This window comes from Amycolatopsis sp. NPDC098790 (genome assembly GCF_044759945.1).
Taxonomy (GTDB): Bacteria; Actinomycetota; Actinomycetes; order Mycobacteriales; family Pseudonocardiaceae; genus Amycolatopsis.
Genome location: NZ_JBIWAI010000002.1, coordinates 17000 through 36598, shown reverse-complemented (window position 1 = coordinate 36598; position 19599 = coordinate 17000). Strand labels below are relative to the sequence as shown.

The following is a 19599-nucleotide window of genomic DNA, read 5'->3' as shown; positions in this document are numbered from 1 at the left end:
ATCCCGTCTATGAACCACCGAGGCAACATTTATTGGAACACACGCCACGTTCTGCCTAGGGTCTGGTCCAACCCGCCCGAGAGGACAGCGCATGCCCACCGCCCGCCGGCTCGCCCACGAGTTCCTGCACCGCCGCGGCCTGACCACGATCTTCGGCAACCCCGGCTCCAACGAACTGCCGTTCCTCGCCGAGCTGCCTGGGGACTTCCGGTACGTCCTCGGCCTGCACGAAGGCGCCGTCGTCGGGATGGCCGACGGCTACGCCCAGGCGACCGGCCGCCCGGTGCTGGTCAACCTGCACGCCGCCGCCGGGTCGGGCAACGCCATGGGCGCGCTGACCAACGCCGTCCACTCGCGCTCTCCCCTGGTGCTCACGGCCGGCCAGCAGGTCCGCGCGGCCATCGGGATGGAGGCGATGCTCGCCAACGTCGACGCCACGCAGCTGATGCGCCCGCTGGCCGCCTGGTCCGGCGAGCCGAGCTGCGCCGGGGACGTCCCGCGCTCGCTCGCCCAGGCCGTGTTCGAGGCCGAGCTGCACCGGCGCCCGAGCTACCTCTCGGTGCCCTACGACGACTGGGCCGTCGAGCTGGACGCGAACGCCGCCGTGACGCTGGACCGGAACGTCCAAAGAGGACTGACACCGTCCGAAGCGCAGCTCGACGACCTCGCCGAAAGCGTTGCGAAGGCGAAGAACCCCGCTTTGGTGCTCGGCGGCGACCTCGACGCCCTCGGCCTGTTCGACCGCGCCGTCGCCCTGGCCGAGCACCTCGGCCTGCCGACGTGGGTGGCGCCGTCGCCGCACCGGCTGCCCTTCCCGAACCGGCACCCGCTCTTCCGCGGCGTGCTGCCGGCCGGCATCGCGCCGGTTTCGGACGCCCTGACCGGGCACGACCTCGTGCTCGTGCTCGGCGCGCCCGTCTTCCGCTACCACCAGTACGTGCCCGGCGCCTACCTGCCGGAGGGCACGCGGCTGGTCCAGGTGACCGACGACTTCGGCGCCGCGGCCCGCGCCCCGATGGGCGAGGCGCTGGTCGCCGACCCGGCGCCGGTGATCGAGGCGCTGCTGGCCAAGGTGCCCGCCCGGGCGTCGAGCGGCGAGTTCGTCGCGAACCCCGAACCCAAGACGGCCGGGAAGGCGCTGCACCCCGAGCAGGTCTTCGCGGCGCTGCGCGAAACGCAGGCCGCCGACACCCGGTACGTCGTCGAATCGACGTCGACGAACTCGGCCTGGTGGCGGCAGATGGACCTGCGCCGCGAGGGTTCGTACTTCTTCCCTGCCGCCGGCGGCCTCGGGTTCGGCCTGCCGGCCGCGGTCGGCGTCGCGATGGGCAGCCCGGACCGCCCGGTCGTCGGCGTCATCGGCGACGGCTCGGCCAACTACGGCATCACGGCGCTCTGGACCGCCGCGCACTACCGCGTCCCGGTCACGTTCGTGATCCTGCGCAACGGCGTCTACGGCGCGCTGAAGTGGTTCGGCGAGGTGCTCGGCACGCCGGACGTGCCCGGCACCGAGATCCCCGGGCTCGACTTCACCGCCATCTCCGCCGGCTACGGCGTCCCCGCGACCGCCGTCACCGACCTCGACCACCTCCACACCGAGCTCAAGACGACCCCGGACGGCCCGCGGCTGATCCAGGTCGACACCGAACCGACCTCCCCGGAGTGATCATGACCTTGCTGGACAACGAGTTCCTCGACGGCAGCGGCGGAACCCACGCGGTCGTCGAACCGGCGACCGGCGAGACGCTGGGCAGCGTGGGCGTCGCGACCCCCGGCGACGTCGCCGAGGCGGCCCGCGCCGCGGCCGTTGCCCAGCGCGACTGGGCGCGGCGCAAGCCGGCCGAGCGTGCCGCGGTGCTGCGCCGCGCGGGCGAACTGTGGGAGTCCCACGCCGCCGAGGTGCAGGACTGGATCGTCCGCGAAGCCGGTTCGACGCGGCCCAAGGCCGGGATCGAGACGGAGATGGCGGCCGGGATCTGCTTCGAGGCCGCGGCGCTGCCGACGCACCCGCGCGGTGAGGTGCTGAGCACCGGCGAACCGCGCTGGTCGCTGGCCCGGCGCGTCCCGGCCGGCGTGGTTTCGGTGATCTCGCCGTTCAACTTCCCGCTGATCCTGGCGATCCGCTCGGTCGCGCCCGCTCTCGCGCTCGGCAACGCCGTGCTGCTCAAGCCGGACCTGCGCACCGCGGTGTCCGGCGGGGTGAGCATCGTGCGCGTCTTCGAGGAGGCCGGGCTGCCGTCCGGCCTGCTGCACCTGCTGCCCGGTGACGCCGCCGTGGGCGCCGCGGTCGTCGACGCGCCCGAGGTGTCGGTCGTGTCGTTCACCGGCTCGACGGCGGCCGGTCGGAAGGTCGGCGAAGCCGCCGCGCGCTCGCTCAAGCGCGTCCACCTGGAGCTGGGCGGGAACAACGCGCTCGTCGTGCTGCCGGGTGCCGACGTCGCCAAGGCCGCGTCCGCCGGCGCGTTCGGCTCGTTCCTGCACCAGGGCCAGATCTGCATGACGACCGGGCGGCACCTCGTCCACGAGTCCCAAGTGGACGAATACGTCGAAGCCCTGGCGGAGAAGGCGCGTCGGCTGCCCGTGGGGAACCCGGCCACCGACGAGGTCGCGCTCGGCCCGATCATCGACGACCGGCAGCTCGCGCACGTCACCGACGTCGTCGAGCGCAGTGTCGCGGCCGGCGCCCGCGTGCTCGCCGGCGGCAAGCCCGACGCGCCGTTCTACCCGCCGACCGTCCTCTTCGGACTCAGCGACGACACTCCAGCGTGGCGCGAGGAGATCTTCGGCCCGGTCGCGCCGGTGCGCGCCTACCGCGACCTGGACGAGGCCGCGCGGCTCGTCAACGACTCCGAATACGGCCTGTCGGTCGGCATCCTCGGCGACGTCGGCACGGCGATGACGCTGGCCGACGAGGTCCGCTCGGGCAAGGTGCACATCAACGAGCAGACCGTCGGCGACGAGCCCACCGCGCCGTTCGGCGGCGTCGGCGACTCCGGCAACGGCTCCCGCTTCGGCGGCGCCCAGGCCAACATCGAGGCCTTCACCGAAACCCAGTGGCTGACCGTCCGCGCGGACATCGCGGGTTACCCCTTCTGAGCACTGTTCTAGGAGTACGGCAATGACGACGTCTCCCGCCCGTCCCGTGTGGACGGCGGTCCTCTGCTGGCTGACCGTCCTGCTGGAGGGCTACGACCTGGTCGCGCTCGGCGCGACGATCCCGACGCTGCTCAAGAGCGGCTACCTCGGCTTCACCGCGGCCGGCGCGACGGCGGTCGCCACCGTGTCGCTGGTCGGCGTGGCGGTCGGCGCGGCCTGCCTCGGCCCGCTCACCGACCGGTTCGGCCGCCGCGTGATGCTCATCGGCTCCGTGCTGCTGTTCTCGCTGTTCACCTTGTTGACGCCGCTGGCGTCCAGCGTCGCGCTGTTCGGCGTCTTCCGGTTCGTCGCCGGGCTCGGGCTCGGCGCGTGCATGCCGGTGGCGCTGACCGTGATGTCGGAGAACCTGCCCGCGCGGCGGCGCGCCAGTGCGAGCACGTTCACCATGACGGGTTACCACGTCGGTGCGGTGCTGACGTCGATCCTGGCACTGTCGGTGAAGGACGACTGGCACTGGCTGTTCTACGGCGGCGGGATCGTCGGGCTGCTGGCCGTGCCGCTGATGTGGTGGAAGCTGCCCGAATCCGCGGCGTACCTGGCTTCGCGGGACGACGCCTCGGCCGAGCGCGTGGGGCTGCGCGACCTGCTGGGCGCGCGGTTCCGGCGGATCAGCATCGCCGTGTGGACGGGGTCGTTCATGGGGCTGCTTCTGGTCTACGGGCTCAACACGTGGCTGCCGCAGCTGATGCGGACCGCGGGCTACCCGATCTCGACGTCGATCACGCTGCTGCTGGTGCTCAACATCGGCGCGGTGCTCGGGCTGGTGCTGGCCGGCACGATCGCCGACCGGTTCGGCATCCGGCCGATCGCGCGGATCTGGTTCGGCGCCGGTGCCGTGCTGCTCGCGGCGCTGAGCCTGAAGATCGGCAACGCGTTCGTGCTCAACGCGGTCGTGCTGCTGACCGGCGTGTTCGTGTTCTCGGCGCAGGTGCTGATCTACGGGTACGTCGCCCAGGCGTTCCCGGCGCAGGCACGCGGGACGGCGCTCGGGCTGACGTCGGCGGTGGGGCGGCTCGGTTCGATCCTCGGGCCGTTCGTGACCGGCGCGCTGGTCACCGCCGGCGTCGCGTACCCGTGGGGCTTCTACTTCTTCGCGGTGGTGGCCGCGTTCGGGCTGGTCGCGGTGCTGATGCTGCGGGGCGAGGCGCCGTCGCGGTTGGAGCCGGTTTCGGCGGGGTAGCCGCCAGGATGACGCAACCCCGTGATGAAGCAGGCGAAGAGGACTCGAGCGGCAATCCGGTCTCGCCGCCGGTCCGCCGGGAGGAGCCGGACGGGCCGTTGGAGGACGAAGAGGCGCGTGCGCGGCCGGGTCACCCCGGCGCGCACGACAACTTCCGCGGCGACTAGGCCGTCTCCTCGGGACGGCGGCGCATGGTCGGCTTCGGGTCTTCCGTGCGGTGGTCGGAGTCTTCGAGGACCTGGCGGGCCTGCGCTTCCGGGTCGGCGCTGTCGGCGGCCTGTTCCTCCGGGAGCAGCTCGGCGCGGGTTTCCGTGCGGTCGGGGATCTTGTCGTCCATGCCGGGGTGGTACCCGATCGCGGCGGAAGTCAGACACCCAGCCAGCCGACGGCGAGCGCGATCACGAGCCCGGCCACCATCAGCACCAGGACGCCGGTGAGGATCAGCCACAGGACGGGCGCGGTCTTGCCGGGCATCGGCTGAGGGTGTGAGAGGCCGGAGGTCTGCGCGGAGTCGGGCGGCGTGCTGCCCGGCGGCACACCACCGCCGGCCTCGAGGTCCGGCGTCCGGCTGGGGTCCGGATCCGGGGGCTGGGCGGTCATGGGGATCCTTCCGTCGCGGTCGGCTTGCGCGACGGGTGCCCGGCGGGGAAGCGGGCAAACCTGGCGCGCGAGCCCCGCCCACGCGGAACCAGCAGCCCGGCCACCTCAACAGACCGCGCAGTGCAATGGCGGCCGCGTCCCGCGGAACGCGCCTCAGTCCCTCGTCCTCCGGTGCCCGACCGCGTCGCGGCGGAGGCGGTCCGTCTCCTCCGAGATCTCCCCCAGCTCCTCCGCCAGCCCCGCGTGGTCGTCGGCCAGGTGGGACCGGGCCGCGGCCAGCGGGGGCAACAGCGTCGCCGGGTCGTCGTCGCCCAGGGCTGCTCCCAAGCGGTCCGCGCTCTTCTGCGCTGCCGCGTCGAGGCCGTCCAATGCGCTCACGCGGCCGGCCAGTTTGCGCAGGTTCGCCGAGTTTCTGCGGGCCCAGTCGGCGACCGCGCGGTCGCCCGCGCGGCGGTCGCGCTCCGCGTCGACTCTCGCCTCGCCCGTCTTCTCGCCCGTGTTCGACGGCTGCAGCCGCAGGTAGCGGCGTTCCGCGGCCTGGCGGCTCGCCACGCCCAGCGCGGGGGCCAGCGCCACCCAGCTCGCGCCGGCCGTGCGGGCCGCCGTGATCAGCTCCGGCTCCCAGCCGGCCAGCTCTTCGCGCAGCACGCGCAGGTCGGCCAGCGCCGCCAGCAGACCCTCGCGGTCCGCCGCGCCCGCGCGGGCCGCCGCGACCACCTCGTGGATCCGGCTCACCGCGCCGGCGGGATCACCATCGCCCATTCGTCATCCTTCCGACGACCCTGATGTTGTCATCAGCCTGACGACATGCTAGAACAGAACGCGAGTTTTCGTCGAGCGCGAGCCCCGGCGAACCCGGCCTGACCCTCCGTACGGTGTCGAGGACAATCACGTGACCGAACCCGTGACCGCACTGCTCGAAGAGCTCCTGAAGCGGATCGCCGCCGACGTGCCGGGCGCCGTCGGCGCGGCGGTTTCCGTGCACCACCACGGGTTGCCGCTGCACGTGGCCGCCGCCCACGGGCTCGCGGCCGTCTTCGTCGCGGCCCAGCTGGACGAGTTCGGCGGCCCGGTCGTGACCGCCGGCGACACCGGCCTGCCGGTCGTCACCGCCGACGTCTTCGCCGACGAACGCTGGCCGTCGCTCACGCTGACCACCCTGCTCGAACGCCACCCCGGTACGGACTGGCTGCGCGTCCGAGGGGTCGCCGCCCTGCCCGCGCCGTGGGACACCGACGGCAGGCTGGTCCTGTCGGTGACGCTCGACCGGCCCGCGACCGAAGAGACCCTGAAAGCGTTGCGGCGACACGAAAGGTTCACGGCGATGGCACTGGTCGTCGCCGAAGCGGCCCGGCCCGACCGCACCGAGCAGATGCTGGACCTCCTGCAGTCACGGGCTGCGCTGGAAGAGGCGAAGGGCATCGTCATCGCCCTGCGCCGCTGCGACCCCGACGAAGCTTGGGAGACGTTGCGGCGCGCCAGCCAGCAGTTCAACGTCAAGGTGCGCGAACTCGCCGTCGCACTGGTGGAACTGCTGGCCGGCGCACCGGCGCCGCAGCCCGACGGCGACCGCACGATCGACCCCAGCCCCGCCGCGCGCGTCGCCGCCGAACAGGTGCTGCGGGCGTTCGAGCCCGGCCGCGTAGAGCTGACCGGCCCGTAGTTCAGGCCGGCTCGACGCGGAATACCGCGATGCGCTCGGCGGCCGCCGCGACCGCGTCCGGCGTGGCCGCGTCGGCCAGGCCCGTGGTCACCAGCCGCTTCCCGACGCTCGCCGGGCTGTCCGCGACCAGCCGGCGCAGGAGCGGACGACGCTCCTCCACCGGCACTTCCACCAGGCGCGCCGGGGACGTCCGGCGGCCGCGGGTGAGCGTCACCTCCGCCACCGCCCGCGCGTTCGCCACCCAGGCCGCCTTCGGGTAGGCCTGGAAGATGTAGCGGTCGCCGTCGATGGGGATGACCGCGATCGGGAAGGTGCGCGGCACGCCCGTCCGCCGTCCCGGGACGGTGAGCAGCTGCATCGGGCCGAACGCGACACCCAGCCGCTGGAGCCCCACGACGATCTTGTTGCCGGCGTTGACCATCCGCCGGTAGGTCTGCGCTGTTGTCATGTCACGACCGTACACCAAGTCATACGAAACTCGTATGATCTGTGTTCCATATCAGCGACGTTCCGGGCCAGGCTGCGATTCCGGCGGCAACGGGTCCGGGACGGGTGTGCCGGGCTCGGGCGACGGCCGGTCCGGGTCGGCCGGAACCGGGTCCGGGACGCCGGGATCGGCCGGGATTTCTTCGGGCGGCACCGGGGGTGCGCTCAGACGGGCTGCGGTCGGCATCGGTCTTCCCTCCGCCACGCTGCGCCGTCCGCCGTTCGGACGGCGATCACCCTTGGCTACCACCTCGACGCGAAAGGGAAACCCCGGCCGTTGACCCTGACACCGTGTCAGCCTCTATCCCGGACCCATGACGTTCTTCCGCACCGCCACCGACGTGGCCGCCGACCTCCGCCGGGGCGCGCTCTCGTCACGTGAACTGACCGAACAGCTCTTCGCGCGCATCGACGCTTCCGACGTCAACGCCGTCGTCGCGACCCGGCGCGACTTCGCGCTGGAAGCCGCTTCGCGCGCCGACGTGACCACCGGCGGCCCGCTGCACGGCGTCCCGATGACGGTCAAGGACGCCTTCGCCGTCGCGGGCATGCCGACGACCTGGGGCGAACCCGCGTTCGCCGAGGCCGTCGCGGACCGGGACGCCGTCGTCGTCGAACGGCTGCAGGCGGCGGGCGCGCTCGTCGTCGGGAAGTCGAACGTGCACCACCTGCTCGCCGACTTCGGCCGGACGGAGAACCCGGTCTACGGGCGGACGGTGAACCCGCGGGACCGCGCGCGGACGCCGGGCGGCTCGAGCGGCGGCGCGGCGGCCGCCCTCGCCGCCGGGCTGTCCTTTGTGGAGTACGGCTCGGACCTGGCCGGGTCGATCCGGATCCCGGCGGCCTACTGCGGCGTCTACGGCCTCAAGCCGACGCCGGGAACCGTGCCGCTGCGCGGTTTCCAGCCGCCCGGGCCGGTCACCGACCTCGTCCGCGAGTTCCCGTCGGCGGTCGGTCCGCTGGCCCGGTCGGCCGCCGATCTGCGGCTCGCGTTGCGCGTCACCGGCGAGCCACTCGCGCCGTCGCGGCGGTCGCGGCTCGCGGACTTCCGCGTCGGCGTGGTGCTCGACGACCCGGCCTGCCCCGTCACCGAAGAGGTCGGGACGGCGTTGTCGGACGCCGTCGACGCCCTGGCCAAAGCGGGTGTGCGAGTCGCGGAGGGTTGGCCGGACGGTGTCGATCCGGTCGTCCAGGCGGACTCGTTCGGTTACCAGGTCGAGTGGTTCTTCGCCGCGCAGGAAGGCCGAGAACCGGACGGCGCCGACGCCCAGGAGCGGCTGCGGGCGGCGCTGGGCGCGGCGTGGGCTCGGTACTTCGCGGACGTCGACGCCTTCCTCTGCCCGACGGTGTTCACGACGGCGCCGGCGCACGACGACCGCCGCCGCTACGACGACCAGGTGTTCTGGATCGCGCAGGCGTCGCTGCCCGGGCTGCCGGCGGTGAGCGCGCCGATCGGCGGCCCGCTGCCGGCCGGGCTGCAGGTGGTCGGACCGTCCCGCGAGGACGACACCGCGATCACGCTCGCCGAGCTCGCCGCGGACGTCGTCGGCGGGTTCGTCCCTCCTGAGGAATGATCGGCGCGTGTTCTCGATCGGCGACTTCGCCCGCCACGGCCGTGTGTCGGTCCGGATGCTGCGCCACTACGACGCGCTCGGGCTGCTGCGGCCGGCGCGCGTCGACCCCGCGACCGGCTACCGCAGCTACGCGGCGGGGCAGCTGGCGCGGCTGAACCGGATCGTCGCGCTGAAGGACCTCGGGTTCACCCTCGACCAGGTCGCGACGCTGCTGGCCGACGAGGTTTCGGCGGAGCAGGTGCGCGGGATGCTGACGCTGCGGCGAGCGGAGCTGGAGGCGGCGCTGGCGGAGGGCGTGGCCCGGCTGGCGCAGGTGGAAGCGCGGCTGCGAACGATCGAGGCGGAGGGGAGCGCGCCCGACGTCGTGGTCAAGGAGCTGCCGGCGCTGCGGGTGGTCGAGCTGACGGGCGTGGCGGCGGGGTTCGGGCCCGAGGCGATCGGCCCGGTGGTCCGCCCGCTGTGCGCGGAGCTCGGCCGGCGCCTGGCCACCGCGGACGTCACCCCGGCCGGGCGGTTGACGTGCTACTACGAGCAGCGCGCCGAAGACGAGGTCGTCGTGCACGCGGCGATCCCGGCGTCAGTGGGATCGGGCGACCTGAACGGGTTGACGGTGGCCGACCTGCCGTCCGTGCGCGCGGCGACACTGGTCCACCACGGCGCGATCGACGGCGTCCTGCCGAGCTGGCAGGCGGTGGTGCGGTGGATCGCCGAGCGCGGGTTCGCGTCGGCCGGGGCGCAGCGGGAGCTGTACCTGGACTGCCCGGCGGATCCGGCGGGGTGGGTGACGGAGCTGCAGGAGCCGATCGGCTAGTACTCCAGCCGTAGATCGCGACCTCTGATCGGGGGCCGGTCCTGTGACCCCGGCACGCGTGAAGGTGCCCGGGTTCGGGGCAGTTGCGTTAGCGCGGTGAGCGACGCCGGTAGCGCGAGTCCGGTGGCCCGAAGGTCAGCCCGTTCTCGTCCAGGGCGTTGAAGATGGTCAGTTGGCTCTGGGGAAAGCAGAAGCTGACCGCGACCGTTCCTTGGGCCATGTCGCTCCCGGTCCATTCGAGGAGCTCGATGTCTTGAAGACTCTGGCCCTGCAGGGCGCACAGCTCGGGGCGGATGTCGTGGCGCCACTGGAGATCGAAGTCGGGCCATCGGACCGGCTGGTGGGGGTCGACCGTGTTCCAGGTGATCGAAAGGTCGTCAACCTTTGCGTGGTTGATCTCAATCTGCTCTCCGGCGAAGTCGAGCAGGACCGGGCAGTCGGAGAACCACTCGTCGCCCCGGACGTCCCAGACCAGCCAGGCATGGGTCAATGGACGGTCGATGAGCGCACGCAGGTGCTTGCCGTGGCCTGCAGCGACCGTGGAGCGACCGTTGAGCCATTGAGGCCGGTAACTTTCGATTCCGAAGTTGAACACGCCAGGATCCTCTCAGAAGCAGACATCACGCGACTTTGCCGAGGCTCGGGGACTGGTCGGGGAACTGGTGCGGCCACCGGTGATCATCGGTGTGTGAAGACAGACGATCAGTCAGTGCGTACGGCCTGCCGTCGGTCGTCAGCACCTCCACCCGCCAGACCGGCAGGAGGACGGCGAAGACCCGGACCGGTGTCAGGCCGTGGCCGTAGGCAGCGTCCTCGAGTGCGCGTTCCTCCGGATAGGGCATCAGGTTCTTGCGAAGACTTGGCGGTGTCGGGTCGGTCCGAAGGACTGTTCACGCAAGCTCAGTCCGTCTCCGTCGGTTCCTCGGCCGACGCCGCTTGGGCCATGTCGTCCGACTGGCGGACCGGAGAGTGCGGGCTCGCGATCCTTCGCGGCGGTCAACGCACGTGCTGGTTCGCTCTGCCCAATGCGACCATCGGTCACATCCTCGACCGGGAAAACCTGGCGCCGCGAATAGCGGACCGGCTGCTCTTGCTCATGCGGATCGCTCTTCCACTGGCGGACAGAGTCACGCCGGCGATCGGCTTGGACCCGGTCACCTCGACGACGAGGCTCGGCAAGGCCGAAGACGCCTCGGCGACCACGGCGAGCCTGAACTCCAGTACTCCGGAACGCATTCGGATCGATCCCGAAGATGCCTTTTCGCCTGAAGACCTGCGCCGAACGATGCCGGAGGTTGCCGAAGAGCTGGTCGCGCGGCTCGCCGCTCCGCTCAAGCGTTGAGCTACTCCGACCGCGGGTGATGGGCGTGCTCGGCGGGGAGGTCGCGGTCCAGGTGGTCCGCGTGGTGCAGGGCCTGGGCCAGCAGCCCGCGCACGTGGTCGTCCGCCGCCGAGTAGTACACGAACGTTCCCTCCCTGCGGCCCTTCACCAGGCCCGCCAGCCTCAGCTTCGCCAGGTGCTGGCTCACCGCCGTCGGGGCCGCGCCCGCCAGTTCGGCCAGGCACGCCACCGATGACTCTCCCTGCAGCAGCGCCCACAGCACCTTGATGCGGGTCGGGTCCGCGAGGAGGCGGAACGACTCCGCCGCCAGGTGGACCTGCTCGTCGGTGGGCATGTCGAACTCCGGCAGCGACGCGTGCATGCCGTGAACCTTACTACTTGCGTATCTGCGTGTGTGCGCAGATAGACTCACAGCATGACCGGACACGGACACGGCCACCGGCACTCCCGGTGGCGCCCGCACAGCCATGACAGCGCCGACCGCGTCGACCACGCCCTCGAAACCAGCCGGCGCGGGCTGCGCACGCTGACGTGGTCGTTCGTCGCGCTGTTCGTGACCGCCGTCGCGCAGCTGGTGCTCGTGCTGGTCACCGGGTCGGTCGCGCTGCTCGGGGACACCATCCACAACTTCGCCGACGCGCTGACCGCGGTCCCGCTCGCCATCGCGTTCGTGCTCGGCCGGCGGGCGGCGACGCGCAGCTACACCTACGGCCTCGGGCGCGCCGAAGACCTGGCCGGCGTGATCGTCGTGCTGGTCGTCGCGGCTTCGGCGGTCCTCGTCGGGTACGAGTCGGTGCGGCGGCTGCTCGATCCGCAGCCGGTCGGCCATCCGTGGGTCGTCGCGGCGGCGGGTGTGATCGGCTTCGCCGGCAACGAGCTCGTCGCGCGGTACCGGATCATGGTCGGCCGCGAGATCGGCTCGGCCGCGCTGGTCGCCGACGGCGTCCATGCCCGGACGGACGGCTTCACGTCATTGGCCGTCGTCGTGGGCGCCGCCGGCGTCGCGTTCGGCTTCCCCGCGGCGGACCCGATCGTCGGGCTCGGCATCACGGTCGCGATCGTGTTCGTGCTGCGCGACGCGGCGAAGGAGGTGTTCCGGCGGCTGCTGGACGCCGTTGACCCGGCGTCGGTCGAGCTGGCCGAGCGGGCGGCGTCCGAAGTGGACGGTGTGTTCTCGGTCCGCGACCTGCGGATGCGCTGGATCGGCCACCACCTGCGGGCCGAGCTGGCCGTCGCGGTCGCGTCGGAGCTGACGGTCCGCGACGCCCACTCGCTCGCCCACGAGGTGGAGCACCGGATGGTGCACGCGGTGCCCCACCTGGCCGCGGTCGTCGTCCACACCGAACCGGCTAGCTCCGGCGCAGCCCGAACGCCAGCTTGAGCACGACCAGCAGCACCGTGCCGAGGATCAGCGGCTGCGCGAGGACCAGCTGGACGACCGTCGGCATAACCTTGAGCGTCGCCGGCGGGACGAACAGGCCGCCGATCGCCGTGATGAACGGGAAACCGGCCAGCATCAGGTTGTCCCGGGACCAGTGCACGCCCGAGAGGACGTCGATCGCGCCGGCGAACAGGACGCCGAACAGCACCGTGCCCGCCGCGGCCAGCACCGGCAGCGGGACCGCCTGCAGCAGCCGGTCGAACGGGCCGAGCCCGCCCAGCACCAGCAGGATCACGCCGGTGGCGAGCGTGACGTACCGCGAACCGACCTTCGTCACGCGCAGCAGGCCGATGTTGTCCGGGTAGGCCAAAGTGGACAGTCCGCCGAACACCGCACCGACCGTGCTGCCGAGGACTTCGCCGAACACGCCTTGGGCGACGCGGTGGCCGGACAGCTCCTGCCCGCCCCACTTCGCCACGATGTCGTAGGTCGCGATGCTCTCGGCGATCGCCGGCAGCAGCGTGATGAAGAAGATCAGCACGAGGTCGCCGTGCACCTCGAAGCCGAACGGGAAGATCCGCGGCACCGTGACGCCGAGGTTCTCCCCCACCGCGCCGAAGCTCGTCGGCGCGAGGAGGGCGTAGACGACCGTCCCGGCGACCACCGCGACCAGCACCGCGCCGCGGCGCAGCAGGGTTCCCTTGGGCAGCAACGTCAACGCGATGACCAGCGCCGCCGCGACACCGCCGGCGAGCAGGTTCACCCACGGGAAGCCGGGGCTCGCGGGCGTGCCGATCCAGTTCGGCAGGGCGGTGCTCGTCAGCTGGGTGGCCAGGATGAGGACGAGCACGCCGGAGATGACCGGGTCGCGCACGAACTTCGCGAGGTGGGCGATCGGGCCGAACCGCCGGAGCGGGATCGCGATGACGCACCAGATCAGCCCGGCGACGACCATCGACCCGAACGCGGCTCCCAGGCCACCGCGACCGTGCCCGACCGCCAGCAGCGCGGCCAGCGAACCGGCGTACGGCCCCTGGATGATCGGCAGCCGCAGCAGGAGCACCGACTGCAGGATCACCACCAGCCCGGACGTCATGAAGGTGACGCCGTAGAGGTAGGCGGTGTCGGCGGTGGACAGCTTGAACGCGGTGCCGATCAGCGCGGGGAAGATCAGCAGGCCCGCCATGCCGAGGATGTTCTGGATGCCGAGCCCGACCGCGCTCGAGACCCGGACCTTGTCGTCGATGCCGACGTCGAAGACGGGCACCGCTTCCGGCGGCGCGGGGACGGTGATGCGGGTCGTCATGTCGACTCCGGGGTGGTGGCGCGCAGGCGGGCGGCCCAGCGTTCGAGGATGCCGGCGAGGACGACCCGGATGAGCGCGGACGCCTTCATGGCCGGGACTTCGGCGACCGGGGGCGCGGAGACCTGTGCGGGTTCTGCGACAGCCGGGACCGCGCCTTGCTCGTCGCCGTGTTCGATGCGCTGCCGCACCCGCGAGGCCAGCTCCCCCACCATCCGGCCCGAAACGTCCGCCATGATCCCGCGGCCGAACTGCGCCAGCTTCCCTGAAATCGTCAGATCCGTTGCCAGCACGACGTTCGCGCCTTCCCCCGCCGGTGTCACGCGCATCGTCGCGCGGGCCTTCGCCGTGCCCGATCCGCGGGTGTCCTTGCCGTCCGCCACCAGCACCGCGGTGCGGGCGACCGAGTCGCGCTCCACCACCTTCGCCACGCCCTGGTAGGCCGCCGTCACCGGGCCGACCTTGATCTTCACCTTGCCGCGGTACGCGTCCTCGCCGAGGTCCTCGACCAGCTCCGCGCCCGGGAAGCACGCCGCGACGTTGTGGGCGTCCTGCAGGAACCGGTACACCTCGTCGGGGTCGGCAGCGACCTCGAACGAATTTTCGATCAGCATCAGGAAACCTTCCCGGCAGCGAGTAGGGCGTCGACGATCCGAGCGGGCGTGACCGGCGCGCGCGTGACGCGGGCGCCGAGCGGGCGCAGCGCGTCCTCGACGGCGTTGGCGATCGCCGCCGGCGGGGGGACCGTGCCGCCCTCGCCCGCGCCCTTCGCGCCCAGCGGGTTGAGCGGGCTGGGCGAAGAAATGTGGAACAGGTCGACCGGCGGCACCTCGGCCGAGGACACCAGCGCGTAGTCGAGGTAGCTCGTGGCCTGCGGAGTTGCCTCGTCGTCGTAGACGGCTTCCTCGTACATCGCGTTGCCGAGGCCGTGGGCGAACCCGCCGAGCACCTGGCCGTCGACGAGCAGCGGGTTGATCACCGTCCCGCAGTCGTGCCCGATCACGTACTTGAGGATGGTGATCCCGCCGGTCTCCGGGTCGACCTCGACCAGCGCCGCGTGCGCGCCGCTCGCGTAGGCTGCGCGCTCCGGCGAGAAGTAGCTGGCCGTCTCCAGACCCGCGGTGATGCCGCGCGGCAGCGTGATGCCGTGCTTGCCGATGTTCGCGACCTGCGCGAGCTGTTGCAGGGACACGGACTTCTCGCGGTCACCGCCCAGGCAGACCAGATCGCCGTCGAAGTCCACTTCGGACGCGGAGCAGCCGAGCAGCACCGCCGCCGTGTCGAGCAGCCGGGCCCGCATCTGCTTGGCCGCGTCGAACACCGCGGGTCCGCACGTGGCCGTGATGCGCGAGGCGAACGTGCCCTGTCCGAACGGGATTCGCGCCGTGTCGCCGGTCGTGACGTCGATGAAGGACATGTCCAGGCCGATGCCGTCGGCGGCGATCTGGGCGTAGATCGTCTCGTAGCCCTGGCCCTGCCCGGCCGCGGCCAGGGTCACCAGGATCCGGCCGCGGTTGGTGACGCGGATCTTCGCGCCTTCGTACGGGCCGAGGCCGCAGCCTTCTACGTACACCGCGAGTCCGATGCCGATGTACCGGCCCTGCTTGCGCAGCCGGGCCTGTTCTTCCCGGGCCGCGGCGTAGTCGATGCGTTCGAGGGCGCCTTCCAGCAACGCCGGGAAGTCGCCGCTGTCGTAGGTGAGCGGGCTGCCGTCGCGGAACATGATGCCGACCTGGTACGGGAACTCGTCGGCCTGGATGAGGTTGCGCCGCCGCACTTCCGCGGGGTCGAGGCCGAGGTGCGCGGCGATCCGGTCCATCATGCGTTCCATCACGAACACCGCCTGCGGCCGGCCCGCGCCCCGCACCGAGGAGGTCGGGACCATGTTGGTGTAGCAGGCCCGCAATTCGATGTCGATGTTCGGCACCTTGTACGGGCCGGGCACCGTCGACGTCGTGATCGACGGCACCTGCAGCCCGGCGCAGTAGGCACCCTGGTCGTGCTCGATGACGTCCTTGACCGCCAGGAGCCGGCCGTCGTCGTCGAAGCCGACCTCGACGCGGTGGGTCTGCGACCGTTCCATCATCGCCGAGACGAAGTTCTCCTGCCGGTCCTCGACCCACTTCACCGCGCGGCGCAGTTTCTTCGCGACCCACGGGATGACGACTTCTTCGCCGTAGAACTGGGCTTTCGGGCCGAAGCCGCCGCCGACGTCCGGCGGGGCGATCACGCGCAGGTCGTCCTCGGCCATTTCGTAGATCATCGACAGCTGCTGACGCGCGTAGTGCGGCGACTGCGTGGTGTCCCAGATGGTCAGCTGCCCGGTCGCCGGCTCGAAGCGCGCGGCCACGGCCCGCGGTTCCATCGAGTGGCCGCCGCCGCGCATCTGGTAGAACTCCTCGCTCAGCGTGTGCGGTGCGGTGCTCAGCGCTTCCACTGCGTTGCCGGCGCTCTGGGTGAGCAGGACGGCCACATTGGACTCGTCGCCGGTGTGGACGAGCGGGCCGCCGGGGCGCAGTGCGGCAGCGGTGGACCCGACGGCGGGCAGCACTTCGTAGTCGACGTCGATCAGTTCCAGCGCGTCTTCGGCGACATACCTGGACTCCGCGATGACGACCGCCAGGGGTTCGCCGACGTAGTGCAGTTCCTCCGGTGGCATCGGCAGCCGAGGGTAGTCGCGCAGCTTCGGGTGCTGCACCTTGGGCGCCAGGGGTTTCTGGATCTCCATCAGGTCCGCGCCGGAGAACACGGCGACGACGCCGGGGAGCGCGCGGGCCTCGGCGGCGTCGAACGCCGTGATGCGCGCGTGGGCGTGCGGCGATCGCAGGAACGCCGCGGCGAGGGCGTCCGGCAGGTCGAGGTCGTCGAGGTAGCGGCCCTGCCCCGTGAGCAGCCGCTGGTCTTCGCGCCGCGGCAGCCGCTGTCCGATCATCTCAGGCATCCGCCCGTCCTTTCGCGACGTCCAAAACGGACTGGACGAGCCCGGTGTAGCCGGTGCAGCGGCAGATGTTCCTGCTCAGCACCTCGCGTGCTTCGGTCTCGTCGCGGACGGTGTCCTCGCGCAGCGCGGCGGTGACGCTCATCAGGAACCCCGGCGTGCAGAACCCGCACTGCAGCGCGTGGTTGCGCTTGAACGCCTGCTGCAGCGGCGCGAGTTCGCCGTCGACGGCCAGGCCTTCGACGGTCTCGACGGCCGCGCCGTCGACCTGCACGGCGAGCATCAGGCACGCGCGGGTCGCGGCGCCGTCGACGATGACCGTGCACGCCCCGCAGACGCCGTGCTCGCACCCGAGGTGCGTGCCGGTGAGCCGCAGCTTCTCGCGCAGGAAGTCGGCCAACGTCATGCGCGAGTCGACGGCTTCGTCGAACGGCTCGCCGTTGACCGTGCCGCGAACCGGATGGGTGAGTTCAGGCATGAGCCTTCTCCCTGATGTCGGCGAGCGCGCGTTTGACGAGCACACCGGTGAGCCGGGCGCGGTAGGCGGCGCTCGCGTGGATGTCGCCGGTGGGGTCGACCTGGGCGCGGGCGGTGGCTTCAGCGGCCGCGCCCAGGTCGGGTCCGAGGGGCTGCCCGGTGACGAGCAGCTCGGTGTCGGTCAGCCGCTGCGGGGTCGGCGCCACGCCGGCCGCCGCGATCCGGCACGCCGTGACGACGCCACCGTCCACTTCGCACACCACCGCGACGCCGGCCAGCGCGAAGTCGCCGCGCCGGGTGGCGAACTCGCGGAACGCGGAGAACTGGTTCGCGCCCGGCCGGTCGACGCTCACCTCCAGCAGCAGCTCGTCCGGTTCCAGCGCGGTGGTGAGGTGGAACAGGAAGAAGTCGGCCGCGGGCACGGTCCGGACGCCCCGGGCCGAGGCCAGCGTGAACTTCGCGTCCAGCGCGGTGAGGACACTGGGCAGCTCGGCGGCCGGGTCGGCGTGGGCCAGGCTGCCGCAGATCGTGCCGCGGTTGCGGATCTGCGGGTGCGCGACCTGGTGCAGGGCCTCGGTGAGCACCGGCAGCAGGCGCGCGGCCTCGGGCGAGCGTTCGAGCTGCCGCTGCCGGGCCAGCGCCGGGATGGTGATCGTGGTGCCGCCGAACGTCGGCTGTGCGAACCGATCCCCGATGCGGTTGACGTCGACGAGGTGCTCGACGTGGGCGAGGCGGAAGTTGAGCATCGGCATCAGGCTCTGGCCGCCGGCCAGGACCTTGGCGTCGTCGCCGAGGTCGCGCAGCAGCTCGAGGGCTTCGTCGAGCTCGCGCGGGGCGTGGTAGGTGAAGCGGGCGGGTTTCATCGGGTCTCCGTGACGCGGCGCAGGTGCTGCCGGACGCGGCCGGCGAGCAACGGGCGTTCGATCAGCGACAGGTGCCGCAGGTCGGGCAGGACTTCCAGCTCGGCGTTCGCGATGCCGTCGGCCAGCGTGCGGGCCATCGACGGCGGGGTCGCGTAGTCGTGCCGCCCGACCAGCACCAGGGTCGGCGCGGTCACCGACGGCAGCAGCGGCCGCGAGTCCATGGCGCCCATGGCGATCGACGCGGCGGCGTGGGCTTCGCTGTTGGTGCGCAGGAAGATCTTGACGACGCGGTCGGCCTCTTCCGGGTGCCGGTCGCGGAACTCCGGGGAGAACCAGCGGTCGAGCTGGAAGGTCACCTGCTTGGCCCGCGGTACGGCGACGGCCTTCTGGGCGCGCTCGGCCCAGGTGGTGACGGCGTCTTCGCCGTACCAGGCCGTGGTGTCGGCCAGCACGAGCGACCGGACGCGCTCGGGGAACCGGCCGGCGAAGTTCACCGCGACGCTGCCGCCCATCGACAGGCCGAGCAGGCTCGCCGAGGTGAGGTCGAGCGTGTCGAGGGTGCGGGCGACGTCGTCGGCGAGGTCCTCGATCGAGAACGGCTTGCCGTCCCAGGCGCTGTCGCCGTGGCCGCGCAGGTCGAGGGCGAACACCTGGAACTCGTCGGACAGCGCTTCGGCCAAGGGGGTCCACAGCTCCCCGGACAGGGCGAGCGGGTGCAGCAGCACCAGGGGCTCCCCCGCGCCGCGGCGGCGGACGGCCAAGGGCTTGCTCATGCGGGCCTCCGGAAGAGCGCGTCGGCGTTGGTGTGCAGGATCGCCTCGACGAACGCGTCGTCGAGGCCGCTTTCGCGGACCGTCCGGACCGGCTCGGGGTCGCCGAGCGCGAACGGGTAGTCGCTGCCGAGCAGGACGCGGCCGGGGCCGACGAGCCCGGCGAGGAACGCGATCGCCGGACCGGACAGGCCGACCGTGTCGTAGTGGAAGTCGCCGAGGTACGCGGACGGTTTCCCGCGCCGGAGCTCACCGGCGAAGGCTTCCTTGGTGCGGTAGCCGCCGTCGAGGCGGTGGGCCTGGTACGGCAGGAACCCGCCGCCGTGCACGAGGACCAGCCGCAGGTCCGGGTGGCGGTCGAGCACCCCGGCGAGGATCAGCTTGGTGACCGCGACGGTGTTGTCGATGAGTCTGCCGTGGACGTTGCCCATCGTGCCCAGCGAGGCGAGGTCGCCGGACGGCCCGCACGTCGGCGGGTGCAGCACCACCGGGATGCCTTCGGCGGCGGCCAGCGTCCACAGTGGATCGAACGACGGCTCGTGCGGCGCCGGGCCTGCGGGCGGGTCGGTGTTCAGGATCAGCCCGCCGAATTCGGGGCGCTTCCACGCTTCGAGGAGGTCGTCGGCGGCGTGGTCGCCGTCGTCGGTGGCCACCGACGCCAGGGCGACCGTGCCTTCCGCCGACTCCGCCATGGCGTCGTTGACCGTGCGCGCCCAGTCGCGGGCGCGGGCCGGGTTCAGCGGCGCCGACTGGATGTCCAGCCACGGCGAGAGGATCTGCCGCGTGACGCCGGCCTGCCGACGCCAGCCGTCCTGGACGCCGGGCTCGGTCATCCGCGCGCCGATCGGCCGGGTTTCGCCGGTGCCGGGCACCGCCACCACCCAGCCCCGCTCGGTGCGCCGCGCCGAGAACCCCGCGACGGGGCGCTGTTCCAGCGCGGTCAGCAGCGAGCGCGGCACGATGTGCGCGTGCGTGTCGAGGACTTCCGTCCGACTCACCTCCACCGGTCGGGTTGGTGTCCCGAACGCTAAGCGGGGTGCGGAGAAGGGACCAGC

General features: G+C 72.1%; 24 protein-coding genes. 9 read left to right on the top strand and 15 right to left on the bottom strand.

Going from position 1 to position 19599, the window contains the following annotated elements; translation table 11 throughout:
* Positions 1-91: 91 nt before the first annotated feature.
* From mdlC to ACIQWX_RS14340, 4 genes are read left to right on the top strand one after another with little or no spacing between them, the layout of a single operon-like run.
* Positions 92-1666, top strand: coding sequence for a benzoylformate decarboxylase (gene mdlC / locus ACIQWX_RS14355; RefSeq protein WP_400869765.1), 1575 nt, complete (start codon positions 92-94; stop codon positions 1664-1666).
* A 2-nt stretch (positions 1667-1668) separates the two neighbouring features.
* Complete coding sequence (locus ACIQWX_RS14350) at positions 1669-3096, top strand: benzaldehyde dehydrogenase (RefSeq protein ID WP_400869762.1); 1428 nt, start codon at positions 1669-1671, stop codon at positions 3094-3096.
* Positions 3097-3118: 22 nt separating this feature from the next.
* A complete protein-coding gene (locus ACIQWX_RS14345; RefSeq protein WP_400869760.1) occupies positions 3119-4336 on the top strand; it encodes an MFS transporter in 1218 nt (405 codons plus the stop codon).
* A gap of 8 nt (positions 4337-4344) precedes the next feature.
* Positions 4345-4503, top strand: coding sequence for a hypothetical protein (locus tag ACIQWX_RS14340; protein ID WP_400869757.1), 159 nt, complete (start codon positions 4345-4347; stop codon positions 4501-4503).
* Here ACIQWX_RS14340 and ACIQWX_RS14335 read toward each other — a convergent pair.
* The 3 genes from ACIQWX_RS14335 to ACIQWX_RS14325 form a co-directional block, all read right to left on the bottom strand.
* The gene (locus tag ACIQWX_RS14335) at positions 4500-4673 is read right to left on the bottom strand and encodes a hypothetical protein (RefSeq protein WP_400869754.1); all 174 of its coding nucleotides are present in this window, start codon (positions 4671-4673) and stop codon (positions 4500-4502) included. The genes ACIQWX_RS14340 and ACIQWX_RS14335 overlap by 4 nt on opposite strands.
* A gap of 29 nt (positions 4674-4702) precedes the next feature.
* Entirely contained in the window at positions 4703-4936 is a 234-nt protein-coding gene (locus ACIQWX_RS14330; protein ID WP_400869752.1) for a DUF6480 family protein, read from the bottom strand.
* A 153-nt stretch (positions 4937-5089) separates the two neighbouring features.
* Positions 5090-5698 carry an HSP18 transcriptional regulator gene (locus ACIQWX_RS14325; protein ID WP_400869749.1) on the bottom strand — a complete coding sequence of 203 codons (609 nt, stop codon included), beginning with the start codon at positions 5696-5698 and terminating at the stop codon, positions 5090-5092.
* A gap of 130 nt (positions 5699-5828) precedes the next feature.
* Here ACIQWX_RS14325 and ACIQWX_RS14320 point away from each other — a divergent pair, with 130 nt between their 5' ends.
* Positions 5829-6599 carry an ANTAR domain-containing protein gene (locus ACIQWX_RS14320; protein ID WP_400869747.1) on the top strand — a complete coding sequence of 257 codons (771 nt, stop codon included), beginning with the start codon at positions 5829-5831 and terminating at the stop codon, positions 6597-6599.
* A gap of 1 nt (position 6600) precedes the next feature.
* On the opposite strand, the gene ACIQWX_RS14315 is transcribed toward ACIQWX_RS14320, so the two are convergent.
* Positions 6601-7047, bottom strand: coding sequence for a nitroreductase/quinone reductase family protein (locus tag ACIQWX_RS14315; protein ID WP_400869744.1), 447 nt, complete (start codon positions 7045-7047; stop codon positions 6601-6603).
* A gap of 51 nt (positions 7048-7098) precedes the next feature.
* Positions 7099-7272: a hypothetical protein gene (locus ACIQWX_RS14310; protein ID WP_400869741.1), complete on the bottom strand. Its 174-nt coding sequence runs from the start codon at positions 7270-7272 to the stop codon at positions 7099-7101.
* A 127-nt stretch (positions 7273-7399) separates the two neighbouring features.
* Here ACIQWX_RS14310 and ACIQWX_RS14305 point away from each other — a divergent pair, with 127 nt between their 5' ends.
* Together ACIQWX_RS14305 and ACIQWX_RS14300 are read left to right on the top strand one after the other, a co-directional pair.
* Positions 7400-8659, top strand: a complete 1260-nt coding sequence (locus tag ACIQWX_RS14305) for an amidase family protein (RefSeq protein WP_400869738.1) — start codon at positions 7400-7402, stop codon at positions 8657-8659.
* 7 nt (positions 8660-8666) lie between these two features.
* Positions 8667-9470 carry a MerR family transcriptional regulator gene (locus ACIQWX_RS14300; protein WP_400869735.1) on the top strand — a complete coding sequence of 268 codons (804 nt, stop codon included), beginning with the start codon at positions 8667-8669 and terminating at the stop codon, positions 9468-9470.
* 88 nt (positions 9471-9558) lie between these two features.
* Here the strand turns inward: ACIQWX_RS14300 and ACIQWX_RS14295 are convergent, their stop codons facing one another.
* Both ACIQWX_RS14295 and ACIQWX_RS14290 read right to left on the bottom strand, forming a co-directional pair.
* Positions 9559-10065 carry a hypothetical protein gene (locus tag ACIQWX_RS14295; protein ID WP_400869733.1) on the bottom strand — a complete coding sequence of 169 codons (507 nt, stop codon included), beginning with the start codon at positions 10063-10065 and terminating at the stop codon, positions 9559-9561.
* 25 nt (positions 10066-10090) lie between these two features.
* Complete coding sequence (locus ACIQWX_RS14290; RefSeq protein WP_400869730.1) at positions 10091-10312, bottom strand: hypothetical protein; 222 nt, start codon at positions 10310-10312, stop codon at positions 10091-10093.
* 101 nt (positions 10313-10413) lie between these two features.
* Here ACIQWX_RS14290 and ACIQWX_RS14285 point away from each other — a divergent pair, with 101 nt between their 5' ends.
* Positions 10414-10812, top strand: a complete 399-nt coding sequence (locus ACIQWX_RS14285; RefSeq protein WP_400869727.1) for a hypothetical protein — start codon at positions 10414-10416, stop codon at positions 10810-10812.
* A gap of 1 nt (position 10813) precedes the next feature.
* Here ACIQWX_RS14285 and ACIQWX_RS14280 read toward each other — a convergent pair whose 3' ends face one another.
* The gene (locus ACIQWX_RS14280; protein WP_400869724.1) at positions 10814-11173 is read right to left on the bottom strand and encodes an ArsR/SmtB family transcription factor; all 360 of its coding nucleotides are present in this window, start codon (positions 11171-11173) and stop codon (positions 10814-10816) included.
* Positions 11174-11227: 54 nt separating this feature from the next.
* On the opposite strand from ACIQWX_RS14280, the gene ACIQWX_RS14275 reads away from it, so the two are divergent.
* Positions 11228-12193, top strand: a complete 966-nt coding sequence (locus tag ACIQWX_RS14275) for a cation diffusion facilitator family transporter (protein ID WP_400869722.1) — start codon at positions 11228-11230, stop codon at positions 12191-12193.
* Here the strand turns inward: ACIQWX_RS14275 and ACIQWX_RS14270 are convergent.
* The 7 genes from ACIQWX_RS14270 to ACIQWX_RS14240 are packed head-to-tail and all read right to left on the bottom strand — an operon-like array spanning position 12162 to position 19542.
* Entirely contained in the window at positions 12162-13499 is a 1338-nt protein-coding gene (locus ACIQWX_RS14270; RefSeq protein WP_400869719.1) for a uracil-xanthine permease family protein, read from the bottom strand. The two genes, ACIQWX_RS14275 and ACIQWX_RS14270, sit on opposite strands and share 32 nt — an antisense overlap.
* On the bottom strand, positions 13496-14110 hold the full coding sequence (locus ACIQWX_RS14265; protein ID WP_400869717.1) for an SRPBCC family protein: 615 nt from the start codon (positions 14108-14110) through the stop codon (positions 13496-13498). The genes ACIQWX_RS14270 and ACIQWX_RS14265 overlap by 4 nt, the downstream gene beginning before the upstream one ends.
* The gene (locus ACIQWX_RS14260; RefSeq protein WP_400869714.1) at positions 14110-16437 is read right to left on the bottom strand and encodes a xanthine dehydrogenase family protein molybdopterin-binding subunit; all 2328 of its coding nucleotides are present in this window, start codon (positions 16435-16437) and stop codon (positions 14110-14112) included. Before ACIQWX_RS14260 ends, ACIQWX_RS14265 begins: the two co-directional genes overlap by 1 nt.
* Entirely contained in the window at positions 16430-16912 is a 483-nt protein-coding gene (locus tag ACIQWX_RS14255; protein ID WP_400869711.1) for a (2Fe-2S)-binding protein, read from the bottom strand. The genes ACIQWX_RS14260 and ACIQWX_RS14255 overlap by 8 nt, the downstream gene beginning before the upstream one ends.
* Complete coding sequence (locus tag ACIQWX_RS14250) at positions 16905-17774, bottom strand: FAD binding domain-containing protein (protein ID WP_400869708.1); 870 nt, start codon at positions 17772-17774, stop codon at positions 16905-16907. Before ACIQWX_RS14250 ends, ACIQWX_RS14255 begins: the two co-directional genes overlap by 8 nt.
* A complete protein-coding gene (locus tag ACIQWX_RS14245) occupies positions 17771-18547 on the bottom strand; it encodes an alpha/beta fold hydrolase (RefSeq protein WP_400869706.1) in 777 nt (258 codons plus the stop codon). The genes ACIQWX_RS14250 and ACIQWX_RS14245 overlap by 4 nt, the downstream gene beginning before the upstream one ends.
* Complete coding sequence (locus ACIQWX_RS14240; RefSeq protein ID WP_400869703.1) at positions 18544-19542, bottom strand: amidohydrolase family protein; 999 nt, start codon at positions 19540-19542, stop codon at positions 18544-18546. The genes ACIQWX_RS14245 and ACIQWX_RS14240 overlap by 4 nt, the downstream gene beginning before the upstream one ends.
* Positions 19543-19599 lie beyond the last annotated feature (57 nt).

Excerpts from the sequence above, each read along its gene's own strand:
- ACIQWX_RS14260 (WP_400869714.1), bottom strand. The coding sequence starts at position 16,437 with ATGCCTGAGATGATCGGACAGCGGCTGCCGCGGCGCGAAGACCAGCGG.
- ACIQWX_RS14290 (WP_400869730.1), bottom strand. The coding sequence starts at position 10,312 with ATGCCCTATCCGGAGGAACGCGCACTCGAGGACGCTGCCTACGGCCAC.
- ACIQWX_RS14245 (WP_400869706.1), bottom strand. The coding sequence starts at position 18,547 with ATGAGCAAGCCCTTGGCCGTCCGCCGCCGCGGCGCGGGGGAGCCCCTG.
- ACIQWX_RS14325 (WP_400869749.1), bottom strand. The coding sequence starts at position 5,698 with ATGGGCGATGGTGATCCCGCCGGCGCGGTGAGCCGGATCCACGAGGTG.
- ACIQWX_RS14315 (WP_400869744.1), bottom strand. The coding sequence starts at position 7,047 with ATGACAACAGCGCAGACCTACCGGCGGATGGTCAACGCCGGCAACAAG.
- ACIQWX_RS14265 (WP_400869717.1), bottom strand. The coding sequence starts at position 14,110 with ATGCTGATCGAAAATTCGTTCGAGGTCGCTGCCGACCCCGACGAGGTG.
- ACIQWX_RS14330 (WP_400869752.1), bottom strand. The coding sequence starts at position 4,936 with ATGACCGCCCAGCCCCCGGATCCGGACCCCAGCCGGACGCCGGACCTC.
- ACIQWX_RS14335 (WP_400869754.1), bottom strand. The coding sequence starts at position 4,673 with ATGGACGACAAGATCCCCGACCGCACGGAAACCCGCGCCGAGCTGCTC.
- ACIQWX_RS14305 (WP_400869738.1), top strand. The coding sequence starts at position 7,400 with ATGACGTTCTTCCGCACCGCCACCGACGTGGCCGCCGACCTCCGCCGG.
- mdlC (WP_400869765.1), top strand. The coding sequence starts at position 92 with ATGCCCACCGCCCGCCGGCTCGCCCACGAGTTCCTGCACCGCCGCGGC.
- ACIQWX_RS14285 (WP_400869727.1), top strand. The coding sequence starts at position 10,414 with ATGTCGTCCGACTGGCGGACCGGAGAGTGCGGGCTCGCGATCCTTCGC.
- ACIQWX_RS14280 (WP_400869724.1), bottom strand. The coding sequence starts at position 11,173 with ATGCACGCGTCGCTGCCGGAGTTCGACATGCCCACCGACGAGCAGGTC.
- ACIQWX_RS14310 (WP_400869741.1), bottom strand. The coding sequence starts at position 7,272 with ATGCCGACCGCAGCCCGTCTGAGCGCACCCCCGGTGCCGCCCGAAGAA.
- ACIQWX_RS14340 (WP_400869757.1), top strand. The coding sequence starts at position 4,345 with ATGACGCAACCCCGTGATGAAGCAGGCGAAGAGGACTCGAGCGGCAAT.
- ACIQWX_RS14350 (WP_400869762.1), top strand. The coding sequence starts at position 1,669 with ATGACCTTGCTGGACAACGAGTTCCTCGACGGCAGCGGCGGAACCCAC.
- ACIQWX_RS14345 (WP_400869760.1), top strand. The coding sequence starts at position 3,119 with ATGACGACGTCTCCCGCCCGTCCCGTGTGGACGGCGGTCCTCTGCTGG.
- ACIQWX_RS14250 (WP_400869708.1), bottom strand. The coding sequence starts at position 17,774 with ATGAAACCCGCCCGCTTCACCTACCACGCCCCGCGCGAGCTCGACGAA.
- ACIQWX_RS14275 (WP_400869722.1), top strand. The coding sequence starts at position 11,228 with ATGACCGGACACGGACACGGCCACCGGCACTCCCGGTGGCGCCCGCAC.
- ACIQWX_RS14270 (WP_400869719.1), bottom strand. The coding sequence starts at position 13,499 with ATGACGACCCGCATCACCGTCCCCGCGCCGCCGGAAGCGGTGCCCGTC.
- ACIQWX_RS14255 (WP_400869711.1), bottom strand. The coding sequence starts at position 16,912 with ATGCCTGAACTCACCCATCCGGTTCGCGGCACGGTCAACGGCGAGCCG.